Source organism: Tsuneonella sp. HG094, assembly GCF_053819285.1.
In genome coordinates this window covers 1,081,175-1,100,883 of record NZ_JBSORA010000001.1, presented here as the reverse complement: position 1 = coordinate 1,100,883, position 19,709 = coordinate 1,081,175, and the positions used below count along the sequence as shown (strand labels likewise).

Annotated in this window: 22 protein-coding genes; 13 read left to right on the top strand and 9 right to left on the bottom strand. The window is 66.2% G+C overall.

Annotation, left to right across the window (positions count from 1 at the left end):
* Positions 1-3: 3 nt before the first annotated feature.
* The 3 genes from coaD to ACWPMX_RS05455 are packed head-to-tail and all read right to left on the bottom strand — an operon-like array spanning position 4 to position 1,668.
* The gene (coaD, locus tag ACWPMX_RS05465; protein WP_455699024.1) at positions 4-495 is read right to left on the bottom strand and encodes a pantetheine-phosphate adenylyltransferase; all 492 of its coding nucleotides are present in this window, start codon (positions 493-495) and stop codon (positions 4-6) included.
* 1 nt (position 496) lies between these two features.
* Entirely contained in the window at positions 497-1,411 is a 915-nt protein-coding gene (locus tag ACWPMX_RS05460; RefSeq protein WP_455699023.1) for a polyprenyl synthetase family protein, read from the bottom strand.
* 5 nt (positions 1,412-1,416) lie between these two features.
* On the bottom strand, positions 1,417-1,668 hold the full coding sequence (locus ACWPMX_RS05455) for an exodeoxyribonuclease VII small subunit (protein ID WP_455699022.1): 252 nt from the start codon (positions 1,666-1,668) through the stop codon (positions 1,417-1,419).
* A gap of 60 nt (positions 1,669-1,728) precedes the next feature.
* Here ACWPMX_RS05455 and ACWPMX_RS05450 point away from each other — a divergent pair, with 60 nt between their 5' ends.
* The 4 genes from ACWPMX_RS05450 to ACWPMX_RS05435 all read left to right on the top strand — a co-directional run bounded on the left by ACWPMX_RS05450 (position 1,729) and on the right by ACWPMX_RS05435 (position 5,427).
* Positions 1,729-2,127: a DUF2177 family protein gene (locus tag ACWPMX_RS05450; protein ID WP_455699021.1), complete on the top strand. Its 399-nt coding sequence runs from the start codon at positions 1,729-1,731 to the stop codon at positions 2,125-2,127.
* A 64-nt stretch (positions 2,128-2,191) separates the two neighbouring features.
* The gene (gene purL, locus ACWPMX_RS05445) at positions 2,192-4,396 is read left to right on the top strand and encodes a phosphoribosylformylglycinamidine synthase subunit PurL (RefSeq protein ID WP_455699020.1); all 2,205 of its coding nucleotides are present in this window, start codon (positions 2,192-2,194) and stop codon (positions 4,394-4,396) included.
* Positions 4,397-4,400: 4 nt separating this feature from the next.
* Positions 4,401-4,808: a DUF3052 family protein gene (locus ACWPMX_RS05440; protein WP_455699019.1), complete on the top strand. Its 408-nt coding sequence runs from the start codon at positions 4,401-4,403 to the stop codon at positions 4,806-4,808.
* A gap of 25 nt (positions 4,809-4,833) precedes the next feature.
* Positions 4,834-5,427, top strand: coding sequence for a ferric reductase-like transmembrane domain-containing protein (locus ACWPMX_RS05435; RefSeq protein WP_455699018.1), 594 nt, complete (start codon positions 4,834-4,836; stop codon positions 5,425-5,427).
* Here ACWPMX_RS05435 and ACWPMX_RS05430 read toward each other — a convergent pair.
* A complete protein-coding gene (locus ACWPMX_RS05430; protein ID WP_455699017.1) occupies positions 5,424-6,266 on the bottom strand; it encodes a Coq4 family protein in 843 nt (280 codons plus the stop codon). The genes ACWPMX_RS05435 and ACWPMX_RS05430 overlap by 4 nt on opposite strands.
* A gap of 64 nt (positions 6,267-6,330) precedes the next feature.
* Positions 6,331-7,263, bottom strand: a complete 933-nt coding sequence (gene serB / locus ACWPMX_RS05425) for a phosphoserine phosphatase SerB (protein ID WP_455699016.1) — start codon at positions 7,261-7,263, stop codon at positions 6,331-6,333.
* Between serB and miaA the strand changes: the two genes are divergently transcribed.
* From miaA to leuA, 7 genes are all read left to right on the top strand, one after another.
* Positions 7,208-8,179 (top strand): tRNA (adenosine(37)-N6)-dimethylallyltransferase MiaA, encoded by a 972-nt coding sequence (gene miaA, locus ACWPMX_RS05420; RefSeq protein ID WP_455699015.1) that lies wholly within the window; start codon positions 7,208-7,210, stop codon positions 8,177-8,179. The two genes, serB and miaA, sit on opposite strands and share 56 nt — an antisense overlap.
* Before the next feature lie 122 nt (positions 8,180-8,301).
* The gene (gene ilvB, locus ACWPMX_RS05415) at positions 8,302-10,050 is read left to right on the top strand and encodes a biosynthetic-type acetolactate synthase large subunit (protein WP_455700736.1); all 1,749 of its coding nucleotides are present in this window, start codon (positions 8,302-8,304) and stop codon (positions 10,048-10,050) included.
* Entirely contained in the window at positions 10,050-10,565 is a 516-nt protein-coding gene (ilvN, locus tag ACWPMX_RS05410) for an acetolactate synthase small subunit (RefSeq protein WP_455699014.1), read from the top strand. Before ilvB ends, ilvN begins: the two co-directional genes overlap by 1 nt.
* A gap of 119 nt (positions 10,566-10,684) precedes the next feature.
* Positions 10,685-11,704, top strand: a complete 1,020-nt coding sequence (ilvC, locus tag ACWPMX_RS05405; RefSeq protein WP_455699013.1) for a ketol-acid reductoisomerase — start codon at positions 10,685-10,687, stop codon at positions 11,702-11,704.
* 61 nt (positions 11,705-11,765) lie between these two features.
* Positions 11,766-12,197, top strand: a complete 432-nt coding sequence (locus ACWPMX_RS05400) for an I78 family peptidase inhibitor (protein WP_455699012.1) — start codon at positions 11,766-11,768, stop codon at positions 12,195-12,197.
* Positions 12,194-13,066 (top strand): I78 family peptidase inhibitor, encoded by an 873-nt coding sequence (locus tag ACWPMX_RS05395; RefSeq protein WP_455699011.1) that lies wholly within the window; start codon positions 12,194-12,196, stop codon positions 13,064-13,066. The genes ACWPMX_RS05400 and ACWPMX_RS05395 overlap by 4 nt, the downstream gene beginning before the upstream one ends.
* Positions 13,067-13,255: 189 nt before the next feature.
* Positions 13,256-14,935 carry a 2-isopropylmalate synthase gene (gene leuA / locus ACWPMX_RS05390; RefSeq protein ID WP_455699010.1) on the top strand — a complete coding sequence of 560 codons (1,680 nt, stop codon included), beginning with the start codon at positions 13,256-13,258 and terminating at the stop codon, positions 14,933-14,935.
* A 22-nt stretch (positions 14,936-14,957) separates the two neighbouring features.
* Here leuA and ACWPMX_RS05385 read toward each other — a convergent pair whose 3' ends face one another.
* Positions 14,958-15,353 (bottom strand): hypothetical protein, encoded by a 396-nt coding sequence (locus tag ACWPMX_RS05385; protein WP_455699009.1) that lies wholly within the window; start codon positions 15,351-15,353, stop codon positions 14,958-14,960.
* Between the two features lie 263 nt (positions 15,354-15,616).
* Between ACWPMX_RS05385 and ACWPMX_RS05380 the strand changes: the two genes are divergently transcribed.
* Together ACWPMX_RS05380 and ACWPMX_RS05375 are read left to right on the top strand one after the other, a co-directional pair.
* Positions 15,617-16,660, top strand: a complete 1,044-nt coding sequence (locus ACWPMX_RS05380) for an amidohydrolase family protein (RefSeq protein WP_455700735.1) — start codon at positions 15,617-15,619, stop codon at positions 16,658-16,660.
* A gap of 124 nt (positions 16,661-16,784) precedes the next feature.
* On the top strand, positions 16,785-17,759 hold the full coding sequence (locus ACWPMX_RS05375) for an NAD(P)H-dependent flavin oxidoreductase (protein WP_455699008.1): 975 nt from the start codon (positions 16,785-16,787) through the stop codon (positions 17,757-17,759).
* On the opposite strand, the gene ACWPMX_RS05370 is transcribed toward ACWPMX_RS05375, so the two are convergent.
* The 3 genes from ACWPMX_RS05370 to ACWPMX_RS05360 form a co-directional block, all read right to left on the bottom strand.
* A complete protein-coding gene (locus ACWPMX_RS05370) occupies positions 17,720-18,277 on the bottom strand; it encodes an AHH domain-containing protein (RefSeq protein ID WP_455699007.1) in 558 nt (185 codons plus the stop codon). The two genes, ACWPMX_RS05375 and ACWPMX_RS05370, sit on opposite strands and share 40 nt — an antisense overlap.
* On the bottom strand, positions 18,274-18,849 hold the full coding sequence (locus ACWPMX_RS05365; protein ID WP_455699006.1) for a hypothetical protein: 576 nt from the start codon (positions 18,847-18,849) through the stop codon (positions 18,274-18,276). The genes ACWPMX_RS05370 and ACWPMX_RS05365 overlap by 4 nt, the downstream gene beginning before the upstream one ends.
* Positions 18,850-19,144: 295 nt before the next feature.
* Entirely contained in the window at positions 19,145-19,627 is a 483-nt protein-coding gene (locus ACWPMX_RS05360; protein ID WP_455699005.1) for a flavodoxin family protein, read from the bottom strand.
* Positions 19,628-19,709 lie beyond the last annotated feature (82 nt).

Genomic DNA, 19,709 nt, shown 5'->3' with positions numbered 1-19,709 from the left:
TTGCTAGCGTGCGGTGATCCGAGCGAGCACGTCCTCGCGCACCGCCGGTGTGACGAAGCGCGAGATGTCGCCGCCGTAGGTCGCGATCTCCTTGACGAGGCGGCTGGCGATCGGTTGCAGGCTCACGTCCGCCATCAGGAAGATCGTCTCGATCGCGTCGTTCAATTGGCGGTTCATGCCGGTGAGCTGGTATTCGTATTCGAAGTCTGTCACGCCGCGAATTCCGCGGATGATCGTCGCCGCGCCCATCTGCGCCGCGAAATCGACCAGGAGCGAATTGAAGCCGATCACCTCGACGTTGTCCGCAATGCCGGTGACCTCGCGCCGGACGATGGCGATCCGCTCGTCGTCGGAAAACATCGGCGACTTCGCCATGTTGGTAGTCACGCCGATGATCAGTCGGTCGACCAGCTTCGCTCCGCGCTCGATGATGTCCATGTGGCCGAGCGTGATCGGGTCGAAGGTGCCCGGATAGATGCCGATGCGGGTGGTCAAGCTAGCGATCCCTTTCGACGATGTAGCGGGCGAGCGCGCGGAGCAGGTCCGCCTCGCTGCCATGTGCCGACAAATGCCCGACCGCCTGATCGACCAGCGCCCGCGCCTGGGTGCGAGCGGCGTCGACACCCATCAGGCTGACGAAGGTCGCCTTGCCCGCCGCGTCATCCTTGCGCAGCGCCTTGCCCGCGAGTTCGGCGTCCCCTTCGACGTCGAGCAGGTCGTCGGCGATCTGGAACGCGAGGCCGATGTCGCGCGAATAGGCGCGCAGGTGCCCTCGCCCTTCGTCCGGTATGCGACCGAGGATCGCCCCCATTTCGACCGCCGCGCCGAGCAGCGCGCCGGTCTTGAGCTGTTGCAGCCGCGTGATCGTGTGGAGATCGTGCGCCCCGCCTGTCTCGGCCGCGATATCCATCATCTGGCCGCCGGCCATCCCCCCCCAACCGCTCGCCCCGGCGAGCGCGGCGACGAGCTCGGCGCGCACGAAAGGATCGCTCGAGGTTTCGGGCATCGAAAGGATCTCGAACGCCAGCGCGTGCAGTGAATCGCCCGCAAGCACCGCGGTCGCCTCGTCAAAGGCCTTGTGCAAGGTCGGCTTGCCGTGGCGCAGGTCGTCGTCGTCCATGCACGGCAGGTCATCGTGGACGAGCGAGTAGGCGTGGATCGCCTCGACCGCGCAACCCGCGCGAACCGCGGGATCGCGCGCGACGCCGTAGAGCCCCGCCACCGCGACCGTCAGCAGTGGGCGAATCCGCTTGCCACCGCCGATCGCGGCATAGCGCATCGCCTCGACCAGCGGTGCGCGGGTATCTTCGGGCACGGGCAGGAACTGGTCGAACGCCGCATCGACCTCGCGCTGGATGCGCGTCAGCGCATCGGCCAGCAGCGTGTCTTCGGCGAGGCCGGAATCAACCATCGCTTTCAGCCATCGGTGTCGAACGGAACGGTATGGCTCGGCGTGCCGTCGGGACCGGCGACGATCTTCTCGATCCGCGCCTGCGCCGCGTCGAGCCGTGCCTGGCAGTGCCGGCGCAGCGCTTCGCCACGTTCGTACAGGGTGATCGACTGGTCGAGCGGCACATCCCCGCTCTCGAGCCGTCGGACGATATCCTCGAGCGCGCGCAGCGCGTCTTCGAAAGTCATCGCTGCGATCTGGTCGGCGCCCTCATCCATCGTGCCTGCATTGACCGCGCAGCGCGGCACGGTCAAGTTGCCACCTGAGGGAGAGCCGTCATGAAATGGATCGTCGCGTATATCGGAGCGGGCCTCAGTTTCGGAGTGCTCGATGCGCTGTGGCTGCGCTGGGCTGGGCCGAACCTCTACCGACCGGCCTTGGGCGACCTGCTCGCACCCAGCTTTCGCCTCGCCCCGGCGATCGCGTTTTATGCGCTCTACATTGCGGCGATCGTCTGGTTCGGGGTGCGCGCGGGCCATGCGCACGGCGGGATGGGAATGGCGATGCTCAACGGCGCGCTGCTCGGTGCGATCTGCTACGCCACCTACGACCTCACTAACCAAGCGACGATGAAGGTCTGGCCGGTCCACATAACGCTGATCGACATCGCCTGGGGCGCGTTCGCCAGCGCCGTTGCTGCAGGAGCCGGTTGCTGGGCGGCGGTGCGGTTCGGCTGAACTCGGGAAAACCGTGCCCTGCGGGGCTAGCCCCCCGCCCCGCCCGTCGCTAAGGGCGCGGGCAATGTCCCAGATAACGCCCGATGTCGTCGAGGCCCACGGCCTCAGCCCCGAGGAATACGAGCGCGTCCTGCACGCGATGGGGCGCGAGCCCAATCTCGTCGAACTCGGCATCTTCTCGGTCATGTGGTCCGAGCATTGCTCGTACAAGTCGAGCCGCCTGCATCTCAAGAAGCTGCCGACCGAGGCGCCGTGGGTGATCTGCGGACCGGGCGAGAACGCGGGCGTGATCGACATCGGCGATGGGCAGGCTGCCATCTTCAAGATGGAGAGCCACAACCACCCGAGCTACATCGAGCCTTATCAGGGCGCGGCGACCGGCGTGGGCGGCATCCTGCGCGACGTGTTCACGATGGGTGCGCGCCCCGTCGCCAACATGAACGCGCTGCGCTTCGGCCGGCCCGACCACCCGAAGATGAAGCACCTCGTGAAGGGCGTCGTCGCGGGGATCGGCGGCTACGGTAACTGCGTCGGCGTGCCGACGGTGGGCGGCGAGACCAACTTCCACCCAGCCTACGACGGCAACATCCTCGTCAACGCGATGACCGTCGGCGTCGCCGATGCCGACCGTATCTTCTATTCGGCCGCCACCGGACTCGGCAATCCGATCGTCTATGTCGGTTCGAAGACCGGGCGCGACGGCATCCACGGTGCGACCATGGCGAGTGCCGATTTCGGCGACGACGCCGATGCCAAGCGCCCCACCGTCCAGGTCGGCGATCCGTTTACCGAGAAGCTGCTGATCGAGGCCTGCCTCGAACTGATGGCGACCGATGCGATCGTTGCGATCCAGGACATGGGCGCGGCGGGCCTTACCTCGTCGTCGGTCGAGATGGCGACCAACGGCAAGGCGGGAATCCGGCTGGTCATGGACAACGTCCCCTGCCGCGAAGAGGGGATGACGCCCTACGAAATGATGCTGTCGGAAAGCCAGGAGCGGATGCTCATGGTGCTGAAGCCCGGCAAGGAGGCGATGGCCGAGGCGATCTTCCGCAAATGGGAGCTCGATTTCGCGGTGATCGGCGAGGTGACCGATACCGGCCACATGGTGCTCGAATGGCAGGGCGAGGTCGTCTGCGACATCCCGCTCGGCCCGCTCGCCGCCGATGCGCCGCTTTACGACCGACCGGCGATGAGCCGCGAGGAGTACAAGGCCTGGGCAAACGTCGCGCCGCTCGGCGAGGTGCCGACAAGCACCGACATCGGCGCTGACCTGCTCAAGCTGATGGCCTCATCCGACCTCGCCTCGCGCCGGTGGATCTGGGAGCAGTACGACAGCCAGGTCGGCGCCGACACGCTCCAGCTGTCGGGCGGCGATGCTGCGGTGGTGCGCGTCCACGGCACGCGCAAGGCGCTGGCGATGACCACCGACTGCACCCCGCGTTATTGCTACGCCGACCCCTACGAAGGCGGCAAGCAAGCCATCGCCGAGGCCTATCGCAACCTCTGCGCAGTCGGCGCGAATCCGCTTGCAGTGACCAATTGCCTCAACTTCGCCAACCCCCAGCGCCCCGAGATCATGGCCCAGCTCACCGGCTGCCTCGAGGGCATGGGCGACGCATGCCGCGCGCTCGACTTCCCGATCGTGAGCGGCAACGTGAGCCTCTACAACGAGAGCAAGGCGACGGGCGGCGGCAGCGCGATCCTGCCGACCCCGGCGATCGGCGGCGTGGGCGTGATCGACGATTACTCCACGATGGCGACCATCGCGTTCAAGTCGGAGGGCGATACCCTCATACTGATCGGGCACACCGGGGGCAGCGTCGGCCAGAGCCTCTGGCTGCGCGAATGCCATGGCTTCGAAGGCGGGGATGCACCCACGGTCGATCTGGCGCTCGAGCGTCGACATGGCGAGCTTGTCCGCAGCCTGATTGCCACTGGGGCGATCAACGCGGTCCACGATTGCTCCGACGGTGGTGGGTTGGTCGCAATCGCCGAAATGGCCCTCGCCAGCGGAATTGGTGTCGACGTGAGCTTGCCGAATGTCCCCAACCCGGCAGCGATCTTTTTCGCGGAGGATCAGGGTCGATACCTCGTCAGCACGAACGATCCCGATGCCGTTCTTTCCGCCGCTCGCGATGCGGACGTGTTCGCCGCGCCCGTTGGCAAGGTGGGCGGAGCGCAAGTGAGCGGCCCCGGTTTCTCCGTCCCGCTCGCCGACTTGCGCGAAGCCAGCGACAGCTTCTTCCGCGACTGGATGGCGAACTGATCCGATGGCCAGCGGCTATTCCGGCACTCCGCTCGCGAAAAAGCTGTCGTTGCGCGACGAGCAGCGGGTGTGGTTCAGCGGGATGCCCGAGGACGTCGCCGACGAGATCGACGAGTACGCGCTCGACCTGACGTTCGTCGCCGACCCGGCCGAGGGGGTCGATGCGGCGCACATTTTCGTTACCGAACGCGCCGACATGGAGGCGAAGCTCGCTGAACTCCGCAGCCAGATCGCACCCGACGGGCAAGTCTGGGTCAGCTGGCCCAAGAGGGCCGCCAACGTCCCCACCGACATCACCGAAGATACCATTCGCGAGGTCGCGCTCCCCCTGGGTTTCGTCGACACCAAGGTCTGCGCGATCGACGAGACGTGGTCCGGCCTCAAGCTGGTGATCCGCAAGGAGCTGCGCTAACTCCCTCTCCGAGGGAGGCGGGGCGATGCAGTTGCGGTGGCCGGTATTGCTGGGGCTTGTCGCCGGAATGGCTTCGCTGGCCACCGGTTTCTTAATCGGCCACACTCCCACCGAGGACTGGCAACTCGCCGCCCGCTACACCGCGCGGGTCGGGTTTCCGCTGCTGATCCTCGCCTACATCGCCCGCCCGCTGCACCAGCTTCGGCCGAGCGGCTTCAGCAAGGCGATCCTTGCGCGGCGCAAGTGGATCGGGCTCGGGTTCGCGATCAGCCACACGATCCACTTCGCCGCGCTGGTAACGTTCTTCCGGGTGAGCGGGACCGCGCCGGACCCGGTGACCGTCGTCGGCGGCGGGCTCGCCTACCTGCTGCTGTGGGCAATGGCGCTCACCTCGACCGCCGCGGCGCAGCGGGCGATGGGGCACTGGTGGAAGCGGCTGCACCGCACCGGCAGCCACTACCTGTGGTTCATCTTCGCGCAGAGTTATGTCGGGCGCATGTTCGACCCCGAGCGAATGGAGATCGGCCTGGTCTTCGCGCCTATCGCCTTCACAGCGGCGGGCATCCGGCTTGCGGCTTGGCTGAAATCGCGGCGGAAACGCGAGGCGCTCGTCGCTTAAGCGGCAAGCTTCTCTTCCGGGATTGCTTTACCGAGCAGGTCGTATGGGTCGATTCCCTCGCTGCGCCAGACCTCGTGGCACTTCGCATACCAGCGGGCGGGCGTGATGCCGAGCTTCTCGCGCGCCACGTCCAAGTCCATCGCGAGCAGCTCGCGGATCGACATCGCGAGGAGCGGCGGACACGTCTTGCCGAGCCGGTGCGCCTCGCGCACCGCGCGCCAGATCGGCGCCTTCGACTTGACCTGCCTGGTGATGTTCCAGGCACCTGCATAGCCGAGCAGGAGGTGGCCCGGCGCGGGCTGCTGGCCGTGGGTGAACAACAGCACGCACTGTTCGCCGAGCGCGTCGCGGCCATAGCCGGTGAGGACGTGCATCAGGTCGTGCGTGTCGCGCTGGCGGAAGCCGTACCACTGCACCAGGTCATCGTACTTCGGCCGACCGGTCTTTTCCGATTCGGCGACCAGCCCGGCGGCGGTCAGGCCCTCGCGCTCCATGAAGTCGCAATACGCGTGCGCCACGCTCCCGGCGGGCAGCCTGCGGAGCGCCGCATGATCGTCGAGGATCGGCGGCAGGAACGGCTCGTCCGCGCGGAGCCGCTCGCCCGCCTCGCTCAATGTCAGTGCCCGGGCGCGCGGAAGGTAGTTCTTAGACGGCAGTGCCTCGTAGATATCGAACACCAGAGCGGTGTTTTCCTTGTCCTTGATCAGTGCATTGAACTTGGACAGCGCCAGCGGAATGTCGCGCTTCGGCATCGGGCGAGCCGGGTTCCGGAACACTGTGCCGTCGGCGGCGCAGGCGAGGTTCGGGTCGGCAGCGGGAAAGGTCTGGTGCGCGGTCATGGCAGGGTCTCTACTGACAGAGATGTCAATATAGCGTTGCGATCCGCAACTGGAAAGCGCGAATCTAGCCCGAGACCCACTCGGTCCGGGCAATGCCCAGCAGCGAAAGGACCGCCGTCAAGTCGCCCCTATCGATCCAACCGTCGGCTGCAGCACGCGCCTTGGGCTTCGCGTGATAGGCGACACCCCAGGTCGCCGCCTCGATCATCGGGATGTCGTTCGCGCCGTCGCCGGTGGCGAGACTGGTCGCCCCCGCTCCGAGCTCGGCCGCGTGCTGCAGCAACACGTCGCGCTTCACGCCGCTGTCGGTAATCCCGCCCACGAGCGCACCGGTCAACTTGCTGCCCGCCACTGCGAGCCGGTTGCCGACCACGTGCTCGAACCCGAGCTGATCGGCCACCGGGTCCGCGAAATGGTGGAAGCCACCGGTGACGAGCACGGTCCGGCATCCTTTCGCCTTCAGCGTCGCCACAAGGGTTCGTGCGCCGTCCATCGGGCGGATCCGCTCGGCAAGGCACGTCGCGATGGTATCCTCGGGCAGGCCGGCGAGTAGTCCCACGCGCTCGGTCAAGGCGCTGGCGAAGTCGAGCTCGCCCTGCATCGCCCGCTCGGTGATCGCGGCGACGCGTTCCTTGAAGCCAGCGAAATCGGCCAGTTCGTCGATGCACTCCTGCCCGATCATGGTCGAATCCATGTCGGAGACGAAGAGAGACGGAATGCCGATCTCGTGCGTCGACACCAGCATGTCGGTGGCCGGGAAATGCGCGTCGAGCACCCGGCGCAAGGTTGCGGAATCGCCATCGGGCAGGCTGAACTGCAGGACTTCAGGACAGTATTCGAGCATCGCGGCCGCAGCGATCCGCAACCCATCTGCCTCGAGCGCAGCCACGGCAGTGTCGAGCCGTGTTTCAAGGTCCTGCGGGTCTGCTATCAGCCGCGCGATGAGCACTGCGAATTCTCCGAAAAGCGAAGGCGGGAAGCCGGCCGTGGCGCTCATCGCAGGGCCGACCGCGAGCGGCAAGAGCGATCTCGCCGTACGGCTCGCGCTCGCGTACATGGCCCAAGGCAGAGGCGCGGTGGTCATCAACGCGGACAGCGCGCAGGTCTATGCGGACCTTCGCGTGCTCAGCGCGCGCCCGAGCGAGGAGGAGATGCGGAGCGTGCCCCATCGCCTGTTCGGCGCATGGGACGGCGCTGTCGCCTGCTCGGCGGCCGACTGGGCCGCTGCGGCGGCGGATCAGGTCGATGCGGCGCACAGCGAGGGGAAGCTGCCCATCCTCGTGGGCGGGACCGGCATGTACCTGCGAACATTGCTCGACGGGATTGCCCCGATACCACCGATCGATCCCGCGATCCGGGCCGCAGTGCGCGCAATGCCTGTCGCCGAGGCGTACGCCGCGCTGCTACGCGAGGACCCGGACCGCGCCGCCGCCCTCGCCCCTGCCGACACCACCCGCAGTGCCCGCGCGCTCGAGGTCGTGCGCTCGACCGGCAAGCCGCTCGGTTACTGGCAGGAGCACAAGGAAGGCGGGATCGACGCGCGCATCGCGCTCGCACCGCTGGTGCTCGATGCGCCGCGCGACTGGCTCGCCGAGCGGTGCGACCGGCGCTTCGTGATGATGGCGGACGGCGGAGCGCGAGAGGAAGTCGCCGCGCTGCTGGCGCGCAGTCTCGATCCCGCACTCCCGGTGATGCGCGCGATCGGGGTGCGCGAGATCGCCGGCTGGCTTTCCGGCGAAACGACGCGGGACGAGGCGATCGCCGCCGGGCAACTCGCCACGCGTCAGTACGCCAAGCGCCAGACAACCTGGTTCCGCCACCAGCCACCGGATGATTGGCCAAGATCGACGCCAGAAGATTACCTTGCGCCGAATGCGGTTGAAACTTTATTTCCACATTTACTGTTGACATGACATTTCCTGTCGCATAGGCGGGACTTCTCTTTGAGAGGAGAGGCGACCCGGCGTGCTGTCCCCGCGCCGGGTCGCTTTTATTCTGGGCAGGCGTTAAGGCGCAGTCCGCAGCTGGAGTGTGTGTGGTGGAAGAGCGCAGCGGCGCCAAAATCCTGATCGAGTGTCTGGTGCGTCAGGGAGTCGAATTCGTATTCGGCTATCCCGGCGGCGCGGTCCTGCCGATCTACGACGAACTGTTCGCCGACACGCGCATCCGCCACATCCTCGTGCGCCACGAAGCCGGTGCGGCCCACGCGGCCGAAGGATACGCCCGCTCGACCGGCAAGCCCGGCGTTGTGCTCGTCACCAGCGGTCCGGGCGCGACCAACGCGGTCACCGGCATCGCCGACGCCTTTATGGATTCGATCCCGATGGTGGTGATCACCGGGCAGGTCGCCACTGGGCTGATCGGCACCGACGCCTTCCAGGAAGCCGACACGATCGGCATCACGCGCCACTGCACCAAGCACAACTACCTCGTGAAAGACCCGGCCAAGCTGCAGGCGACGATCGACGAGGCGTTCCGCATCGCCACCACCGGCCGCCCCGGCCCGGTGCTGATCGACATTCCCAAGGACGTGCAGGTCGCGATCGCGACACTAGACGCGCAGGATACCGCACCGCTGCCCTCGGCGCGCTATGTCGCACCCTCGACCGGCAGTATCGACGAGATCCTCGACGCGGTGGAGATGATCGCCGCGGCCGAACGCCCGGTGTTCTACACCGGTGGCGGCGTGATCAATTCCGGCCCCCGCGCGACCGAGTTGCTGCGCAAGCTGCAGGACCTGACCGGCGCGCCCGTCACCAGCACCCTCATGGGCCTCGGCGCGTTCCCCGCCGACCATCCCGACTGGCTCGGGATGCTCGGGATGCACGGCACGTTCGAAGCCAACATGGCGATGAACAAGTGCGACCTGATGGTGAATATCGGTGCGCGGTTCGACGACCGGGTGACCGGACGGCTCGACGCCTTCAGTCCCGATTCGAAGAAGATCCACATCGACATCGACCGGGCGAGCATCAACAAGATCGTGCCCGTCGACGTCGGCATCGTCGGCGATTGCACCGCGGTGCTCGAACAAATCGTCTCGGCCTGGGGCAACCGCAAGGGCCAGGACCTCGGCGAATGGAAGGCGCGGATCGCCGGGTGGCGCGCCAGAGAGAGCCTCGCCTATCCGCCGAGCCGCACCGAGATCATGCCGCAGCTCGCCGTCGAGCGGCTGTTCGCGCTGACGCGGGACAAGGACCCGATCATCACCACCGAAGTCGGACAGCACCAGATGTGGGCGGCGCAGTACTTCGGGTTTTTCGGGCCCAACAAGTGGCTCACCAGCGGCGGCCTCGGCACGATGGGCTATGGCCTCCCGGCCGCGATCGGCGCGCAGGTCGGCAACCCCGATGCGCTGGTGATCGACGTTGCGGGCGAAGCATCGATCCAGATGAACATCCAGGAACTCGGCACCGCGAGCCAGTATCGCCTGCCGGTCAAGATCTTCATCCTCAACAACGAATACATGGGCATGGTCCGCCAGTGGCAGGAACTGACCTACGAGAGCCGGTATTCGAACTCGTATTCGGACAGTCTGCCCGATTTCGTGAAGCTCGCCGAAGCATACGGCTGGAAGGGCATCCGCATCGAGGACGAGGGCGGGCTCGACGCGGGCATCCAGGCGATGATCGACCATGACGGACCGGTGATCGTCGACTGCCGCGTGTCGAAGGAAGCAAACTGCTTCCCGATGATCCCGTCGGGCGCGGCGCACACCGAGATGCTGCTCTACGGCGACCGCGTGGAAGGCACGATGGACGACGAAGCGAAGGCGCTGGTGTGATGAAGATCAAGACCGCCCAGGCCGAGCGTCACGTGCTCGCCATCACCGTCGACAACGAAGCGGGTATACTCGCCAAGATCGCCGGGCTGTTCACCGCGCGCGGCTACAATATCGACAGCCTGACGGTGGCGGACATTTCCGACAACCACCAGATCAGCCGGATCACCATCGTCACCAACGGTCCGCCCGAGGTGATCGACCAGATCCACGCCCAGCTCGAGCGGCTCATCCCGGTGCACAAGGTCATCGACCTGACCGAGGCGGGACCGCACGTCGAGCGCGAGCTGGCGCTGGTCAAGGTGGCAGGCACCGGAGACAAGCGGGTCGAGGCGCTGCGCCTCGCCGACATTTTTCGCGCCAAGCCGGTGGATACCACGACCGAAAGCTTCATCTTCGAGATCACCGGCGCGCCGGAGAAGATCGACACCTTCGTCTCGCTGATGCGCGAGCTTGGCCTGGTCGAGGTCGGCCGCACCGGCATCGTCGGGATGATGCGCGGGGCCGAGGGGGCCTGAAGCCGAACTGGATGCGACTAAACAAACATCGTTATTCCCGCGAAGGCGGGAATCCAGCTACGGCTGTCGCAACTGGATCCCCGCCTTCGCGGGAATGACGAAATCGAGGGATTGATACCGTGAAAGTCTACTACGACGCCGACGCCGACCTGAACCTGATCACCGACAAGAAGATCGCGATCGTCGGGTATGGCAGCCAGGGGCACGCCCATGCGCAGAACCTGCGCGACAGCGGCGTAAAGGACGTCGCCATCGCGCTGCGCGCGGGCTCGGCCACTGCAAAGAAGGCGGAAGGCGCAGGCTTCAAGGTCCTGTCGAACAGCGAAGCGGCCAAGTGGGCCGACATCGTCATGATCCTCGCACCGGACGAGCACCAGGCGGCGATCTGGGAGAACGACCTCAAGGGAAACATGAAGCCGGGCGCCGCGCTCGCTTTCGCCCACGGGCTCAACATCCACTTCGGGCTCATCGAGGCTCCGGCGGACATCGACGTGATCATGGTCGCGCCCAAGGGCCCGGGCCACACGGTCCGCTCCGAATACCAGAAGGGCGGCGGCGTGCCGTGCCTGATCGCGGTCCACCAGGATGCGACGGGCAACGCGCACGACGTGGCGCTCGCCTATGCCAGCGGCGTCGGCGGCGGCCGTTCGGGCGTGATCGAAACCAACTTCAAGGAAGAGTGCGAGACCGACTTGTTCGGTGAGCAGGCCGTGCTGTGCGGCGGCGTCACTCACCTGATCCAGGCCGGGTTCGAAACGCTGGTCGAGGCGGGCTATGCCCCCGAGATGGCCTATTTCGAGTGCCTCCACGAAACCAAGCTGATCGTCGACCTGCTCTATGAAGGCGGCATCGCCAACATGCGCTATTCGATCAGCAACACCGCTGAGTACGGCGACATCAAGACCGGCCCGCGGATCATCACCGACGAAACCAAGGCCGAAATGAAGCGCGTGCTCGCCGATATCCAGTCGGGCCGCTTCGTGAAGGACTTCGTGCTCGACAACCGCGCTGGCCAGCCCGAGCTCAAGGCGAGCCGCAAGGCCGCCGCCGCGCACCCGATCGAGCAGGTCGGATCGAAGCTGCGCGCGATGATGCCGTGGATCGGCAAGAACAAGCTGGTCGACAAGACCGTCAACTGAGCGCCGGGATAACCAGGCGGGGTTCGCGCGTTCCTTCTCCACGAAATTCGTGGAGAGACCCATGCGAACCCTGTTCCTGACCCTTGCCGCCGCCAGCTCGCTGGCACTTGCCGCATGCGCGGATTCGACGCCCGATGACGCTGCGGCCACCGACCCGGCCGGTGCCGCGACCGCTTCCGACGGGACCATGACGACAACCCCCGAAGCGACTTCGAGCGCACCGGTAACGACGGGCGCAACGCCCGCCGCACGGACCGCCAGCACCGATGTCGACAGCAATCCGCCGGGCGACGCGTGTGGCGCGAGCAAGGTCGCGCAGTTCGTCTCGCAACGGGCCACGCCCGCCGTCCGGGCCGAGGTCGCCAGGGAAGTCGGCCACGACCGCATCCGCTGGGTCGGCCCCGATACCGTCGTGACGATGGACTATCGCGCGGATCGCCTGAACGTTACGCTGGACGCGAACGACATCATCACCGGAGGAAAATGCTCGTGATCAAACGCCCGCTGATCGCCCTTGCGCTGGCCGCGGCTTCGGCCGCCGCCATCGCGCAGATGCCGACCGAGAAGCCGGGCACGGCCGATCCGGCACGGGTGAGCGGGGGGACCTATACTGTCGATCCGAACCACACACTGGTCGGCTGGCGGGTCGATCATCTCGGCTTCAGCGACTATTTCGGATTGTTCGGGGATGTGACCGGCACCCTGGTACTCGACCCGGCGAATCCCGCCGTCGCCAAGGTCGACGTGACCATCCCGATCAACCCGCTCACCGCGAGCAAGGGGCTCAACGAACACCTCGTGCGCCCCGGCAAGGACGGCAAGGTGCCCGACTTTTTCGGCCCGAACCAGAAGCCGGCCCGGTTCGTGTCGACGTCGGTCATGCCCAATGCTGATGGGCGCACTGCCTACATCCTCGGCAACCTCACCCTAAACGGGATCACAGCGCCGGTCGCGATCCAGGCGACCTTCAATGGCGCGGGCAGCATGATGGGCAGCGAAACGGTCGGGTTCGAGGGGCGCGCGATGATCCGCCGCTCGGTATTCGGCATCAACGGCGCGCTGCCGCTGGTGGGCGACGAGGTCGAACTCGAAATCACCGCCGCATTCGAGAAGAAGATGACCGCCGAACGCCAGCCCCGCCCCGACCCGGGTGCCAACGCCTGCAACCCCGACAAGGTCGGCCCGTGGATCGGCAAGAAGGCGACCGCCGCCGTCCGCGCCGAGGTGGAAAAGGCGACCGGGGCCAAGCGCACGCGCTGGCTCTACCCCGACAGCATCGTGACCATGGACTACCGCGAAGACCGCCTCAACGTGACGATGGACAAGGGCACCGACGTGATCCGCTCGGCCAAATGCGGCTGAACTGATTGCACTTGAAACATTTGCCGCGTCCTGACTTTTCGCGCATGGGACGCGGCATGATCCGTAACGCGCTATCGCTGCTTCGACTTATCCGCCCTTGGGCGTGACCGGCTGCGCGACCTGAACGGGCGCGCCGGGCGCCCAAGGGACAGCCGCCCGCAGCCACCCGATCGTTACGAGACCCTTCCGATGACCATGCTCCGAAACCCCGGCGTCAAATACAGCGCCTTCCCGCAAGTGCCCCTGCCCGATCGCCAGTGGCCGAGCCGCACGATCACCGCCCCGCCCCGCTGGCTCTCGACCGACCTGCGCGACGGCAACCAAGCGATCGTCGACCCGATGGACGCGGTGAAGAAGAACCGCTTCTTCGACCTGCTGGTCGAGATCGGCCTCAAGGAGATCGAGGTCGGCTTTCCCAGCGCGGGCGCGACCGAGTTCGATTTCATCCAGGGTCTCGTCCGCTCGGGACGCATCCCGGACGACGTGACTGTCCAGGTGCTGACGCAGAGCCGCGAGGACCTGATCCGCACCAGTTTCGCCAGCCTCGACGGCGCGCGCGCGGCGATCGTCCACCTCTACAACGCGGTCAGCCCGGCGTGGCGCGACATCGTGTTCCGCATGAGCAAGGCTGAGGTCATCGGCATCGCGGTCGCCGGCGCCAAGGTCCTGCGCGACGAGGCCGCCGCGCGGCCCGGTACCGAGTGGCACTTCCAGTACAGCCCCGAGACGTTCTCGACCGCCGAACTCGATTTCAGCATCGAGGTTTGCGAGGCGGTGATGACCGTGCTGCAACCTACGCCCGAACGGCCGATCATCCTCAACCTGCCCGCGACGGTCGAGGCGGCGACGCCCAACATCTACGCCGACCAGATCGAATACTTTTGCCGCAACCTGCCCAATCGCGAGAGCGCGGTGATCTCGCTCCACACCCACAACGACCGCGGCACCGGGGTGGCCGCGGCCGAGTTGGGGCTGATGGCGGGCGCGGACCGCGTCGAGGGATGCCTGTTCGGCAACGGCGAGCGCACCGGCAACTGCTGCCTGGTGACAGTCGCTCTCAACATTTACACCCAAGGCATTGATCCCGGTATCGATTTCTCCGACATCGACCGCGTGATCGAGACCGTCGAGTACTGCAACCAGATCCCCGTCCACCAGCGCCATCCGTATGGCGGCGAACTGGTCTTCACCGCGTTCTCGGGCAGTCATCAAGACGCGATCAAGAAGGGGTTCGAGGCGCTCGAGCAGCAGAACGACGAGCACTGGCGCGTCCCCTACCTGCCCATCGACCCCGCGGACCTCGGTCGTAACTATGAGGCGGTGATCCGCGTCAACTCGCAGTCCGGCAAGGGCGGTTTCGCCTGGGTGTTGGAACAGGACCAGGGCCTCAAGCTGCCCAAGGCGATGCAGGCCGATTTCTCGAAGGCGGTGCAGCGCATGGCCGACGACCTCGGGCGAGAGCTGAACGCCACCGACATCTGGCTCGCCTTCCGCGAAACCTATCACGTCGGCACCGCCGAACGGCCGTTCCAGCTCGTCAATTACGAGGAAAGCCGCGCCGCCGACGGCACCCGTGTGTTCGCCGGCACGATCTCGGTCGAAGGCAAGGCGCAGACGGTGAGCGGCCGGGGCAACGGCCTGATCTCGTCGGTCGTGGCGACGGTGCGCGAGGCGTTCGGCGTCGACCTCGAAGTGCTCGATTACTCCGAACACGCCCTCAAGGCTGGCTCAGACGCCCGCGCCGCCACCTACGTCCTGTGCGCGGGACCTGGCGGCAAGCAAGTCTGGGGATGCGGCATCGACGAGGACGTCGCAACAGCGAGCGTCCGCGCCATCCTCAGCGCGGCGAATTCGGCGGTGGCGGGTTGACCGTGGACTGTGCGGCACCAATTTAGCGACTCATCGCAAAAACGACCGACTTACTATTTCGAAGCGAATATCCAGTTGTCATGAATCGCCCACAAGCGGCATCTAGCTTGGAGACGAAGTGATCATCCTGAGGAATGCGATACTTTATTTGAAGGCTACCCCCTTTAAGCTCAAAGCCTTGATCACTGAATGCTTTAAAGTTACCCGAGTGACCGCATTCAAAGACGTACAGATAACCGACATCGCCATCTGGAACGATCGAGTGTAAATCCTCCGTGGAAAAGCGAAGCTCAATGTTGAGTGCGTTGGCCGTGTCTTCAATTTCTACCGACATTTCATCGGAGCGGATTTCGCGACCAGAGCAACCTGCCAAGAACGTGGTGCAGCCTAATGCAATGATTGAGATTGCGACCCGCACGCGGTTTTAATGACAGAGTGTTTGTCGTTCTACAACGCAAAGCGTCATTGTCCTTTGATGGTAAGAGCGCCCGCAAGGGACCAATTGCGGACGGTCCGCTTTCCTACATCGGCATCACTGGCTTACAGTCGCCCCATGACCACCCGACCGCCTTCCGCCCACGCGCAAAACCAGCCACCGGCCCCGGTAAGCATTCTTGTTTCTGGACAGTGTGACACGTGTGACATGCCCTCGGCAAAAGGGGCCCAGCGGGAGTGCGTGCAGTGACCGAAGCGATCATCGAACCCGACCTGCCGATCATCGATCCGCACCATCACTTGTGGGACCTGCGGCCGATGATGGGCCTGATGCAGGAGCCGCTCCATCCGTTCTCGGCGGCGCTGGTCGATGCGGCGTATTACACTTTCGACGCGCTCCATGCCGATACGCACAGCGGGCACCGCGTGATCGGCACCGTTTTCCTCGAATGCCGCGCGTTCTATGATCCCGGACGTGGCGGCGGCCTGCAGCCGGTGGGCGAGGTCGAATTCGTCAATGGGGTCGCGGCGCAGGGTGCCAGCGGCCTCTACGGCGAATACCGCCCCTGCGCTGCGATCGTGGGTCATGCCGACCTGACGCTGGGCAGCGGTGCCGGCATGGTGCTCGATGCGCTGGCGGCGGCCTCTCCGCGCTTCGTCGGCATCCGTCACTCGGGGTCGTGGGATGCCGACCCCGGCGTGCTCGGCCCGATCGTCCGGGCGGGCGAAGGACTTTATCGCGATGCGAAATTCCGCGAAGGTTTCGCCGAGCTCGGCAAGCGCGGACTGACCTTCGACGCCTGGCTGCTCGAGCCGCAACTCGGCGACCTGGTCGATCTCGCCCGCGCCTTCCCCGACCAGCCCATTGTCCTCGACCACTGCGGCACCCCGCTCGGCATCGCGAGCTACAAGGGTACGCTGGAGGAGAACTTCGAGCGCTGGCGGAGCAGCATCCGCGAACTCGCCGCGTGCGAGAACGTCAGCATCAAGCTCGGCGGCCTTGCCATGTGCTTCAGCCAGCTGCCCGACGAGGGGCCCGCTTCCGGGTTCGGCAGCGAGGAGTTGGCTGCCATGTGGAAGCCCTACATCGACACCTGCATCGAAGCGTTCGGAGCAAAGCGCGCGATGTTCGAAAGCAACTACCCGGTCGACCGCTGGGGCGCGACCTACCCGGTGTTGTGGAACACCTTCAAGCGCCTCGTCAGCGGTGCATCCGACAGCCAAAAGCGAGACCTGTTCGCGGGCACCGCCGCCCGGTTCTATGGCCTGGAGCATCTGATGCCGGGATAAAGCTACCGCGCGCCGAGCAGCCGTTACGGTGTATACTTCGTGTCACCATTCGCCCGGCCCACCTCGACAGCACCGCGAACGCGCATTAGGCGCGTTGCAAACAGCAACCGGAGAGACACCCCCGATGCCGACCACCCTGCCCGCCCCGTTCGACCGCCTGCGCCTGCCCGTGATCGGATCGCCGCTGTTCATCGTCTCGGGTCCGGAACTGGTCATCGCGCAATGCAAGGCGGGGATCGTCGGCAGCTTTCCGGCGCTGAACGCGCGGCCGTCAGGCGTGCTCGACGAATGGCTCCACAGGATCACCGAGGAACTGGCCGAGCACAACCGCGCCAATCCCGACCGCCCCGCCGCGCCATTCGCGGTCAACCAGATCGTCCACAAGTCGAACAACCGGCTCGAAGAGGACATGGCGGTCTGTGCCAAGTGGGCGGTGCCGCTGGTCATCACCTCGCTCGGTGCGCGCGAAGACGTGTTCGCCGCGGTCAAGGGCTGGGGCGGCATCTCGATGCACGACGTCATCAACGACCGCTTTGCGAGGAAGGCGATCGAAAAGGGCGCGACCGGACTGATCCCCGTCGCCGCCGGCGCGGGCGGCCATGCCGGCACCCTCTCCCCCTTCGCCATGATGCAGGAAATCCGCAGCTGGTTCGACGGGCCGGTCGCGCTGTCGGGATCGATCGCGCACGGACGCTCGGTCCTTGCGGCGCAGGCGATGGGGGCGGACTTCGCCTATATCGGCAGCCCGTGGATCGCCACCCACGAGGCGAACGCCGATCAGCGCTACAAGGACGCCATCGTCGCCGCGCGAGCCGACGGGATCGTCTATTCCAACCTCTTCACCGGGGTGCACGGCAACTACCTGCGCTCCTCGATCGAGGCGGCAGGCATGGACCCCGACAACCTGCCGGTGAGCGATCCCAGCGCGATGAATTTCGGCAGCGGCGGCAACACCGAAGCCAAGGCGTGGAAGGACATCTGGGGTTCGGGTCAGGGGATCGGGATGGTGTCGGCGGTCGAGAGCGTGGCCGAGCGCGTCGACAGGCTGGCCGCACAGTATCAGGCGGCGAAGGACGAGCTCGCCGCCAAGGCGATCTGAGTTCCGCCCCATAACTGCTCGGCCAGCGCATCGAGCTCAGCGAAGTCGAACCCGGTACCGACCGGATCGTGCCGGTTGAGGCGCAGCCGCGCATGGGCAGGATCGGTCAAGCGGCGGCGCAAGGCGCGTTGCAGCAGTGCGAGGCGGAACAGCGCCTCCTCTCCCGCGGCACCCGGTGCGGTCGCATTGGCGGACACCCATCGCGCCTCGATCTGCCCGACCCGCTCGATCACCATCGCGTTGTAGGCGCGGTGCGGTCCGCGATGGAGCGGCAGCATCAGCCGCCGCGCCGCTTCGTCCCGCGCGGGCAGGAGCAGGCCGTTGCGGCGAAAATCGTCGAACCCCAGTCGCCGCGCGTCGACGGCGCCGAGGAGCCGTGCGAAGCATCGCCTTCCGAGGACCTGCCGGGGCAGCAGGTGATGGCGTTGGAGCGCAGGGTCGTAGTCGGGACTCTCGGGCCGGTTGACCGCACGGAACGGCAGGCGCGCGCGAGCGGCAAACTCGACGGTCGAACTCAAGCCCGGCGGACCCTGACCGTCTTGCCGTCGCTCGAAGGCTCCAGTGCTAGGCGCCCACCATCGGGAGCGACGATTGCCTCGCTCGCGGTCAACCGGCCCTGCAGCACGAGCTGGTTGACGAGCCGGATCGCAAGGCGCGCCGCCGCCACCCGGTCCTTCGCGATGTCTGCCGCGATCAGCACCTCCTGCCCGGTGAACCAAGCCAACCCCTCGGTTCGCATCCCGCCTTCGGAATCGTCGCTCAACGCGGTCAGGCCGAGCGCTGGGAACGCCCCGCCCGCCAGCCACGTCGACATGCTGGAAACGAACAGCCCCGGCCCCACGAGTGTACGAGCAGGCGGCCAGGCGATACCCGCAAGTCCGGGCAGGTACGGGGCGAGATCCGTCACGACACCCATCATCGTGCGCACCACGGGCAGCGACCGCGCCCCGGCCGTGAGATGCGGACCGGGCTGGATGCCCAGCGCCTCGAGCGCCGCAATGTCGAGCGCATGGTCCGAATCGAAACGATGCGCGATGGACGCGAGCGGCATCGGCTCGCCCGGCGCCAGCCCGCAGACGTCGTACGTCATGCCATCGCGCAGTACCTCTACATCTGTGACGGCAGCTTCGGGTCCATCTCCGGGAAGCTCCTGCGTCACCGACAGACGACCCGCGCCAGCTACCGCCGCCCGAAGCGTTCCCGCATCCGGCCGTTGGTCCCGCTGAAACAAGAGCAGCAGCGCCCCTTCCCTGGCGCGCCCCGCGTCTGAACGGCTCAAACCGATGAGACGACCTTCCCCTTCAAATCCCGACGTTTTTGTGCCGGAAAAGCGAAACGGCGTCGAGTCCCTCGTGAGCCAGTCCCAGCCACTTTGGAGGTAACGCTCAGAACACGCCCGTAGCGAGTCCTTCGGCAAGGGCTTCCCCGACGTCGCGGCACTTCTGCAGCGCATCTGGCGGCACGGTCTTTTGGGCCATGATCGCCTCCGGCGTCTGGGCGGACAGGTTGACGATCACCGACTCCGCCACCCGCCTGAGCCGCCACCCAGTGGCGATCCGGTCGAGCTGGCGCTGGGCCCCCTCACCGTCCGATCCCGCGGCGATGAGCGTTGCGTAGGGCCGACCCTCGATCTGGCCGAGGACGGGATAATAGCAGCGGTCGAACATCTCCTTCATCGCTCCGCTGAGCGCGGCGAGATTTTCCGGGCACACGAAAAGATAGCCGCGCGCGGCAAGGAGATCGTCAGGCTGAACGCTGTCCGCACCGAGCAACCGCGCCCGTCCGACGGCGCCTTCGAACGCCGCGTGCGCCATCGCTTCCGAGGCGCCGGTCCGGCTGTGCCACACGATCAGGAGCGGAGTTTCCATCGACCGACCATCGCCCCGTGCTGTCGATTGTCAATCGTCCGTGGGTAGGCGCGGCGTGGCGGGTGGTTTAGACGGGTCTGCG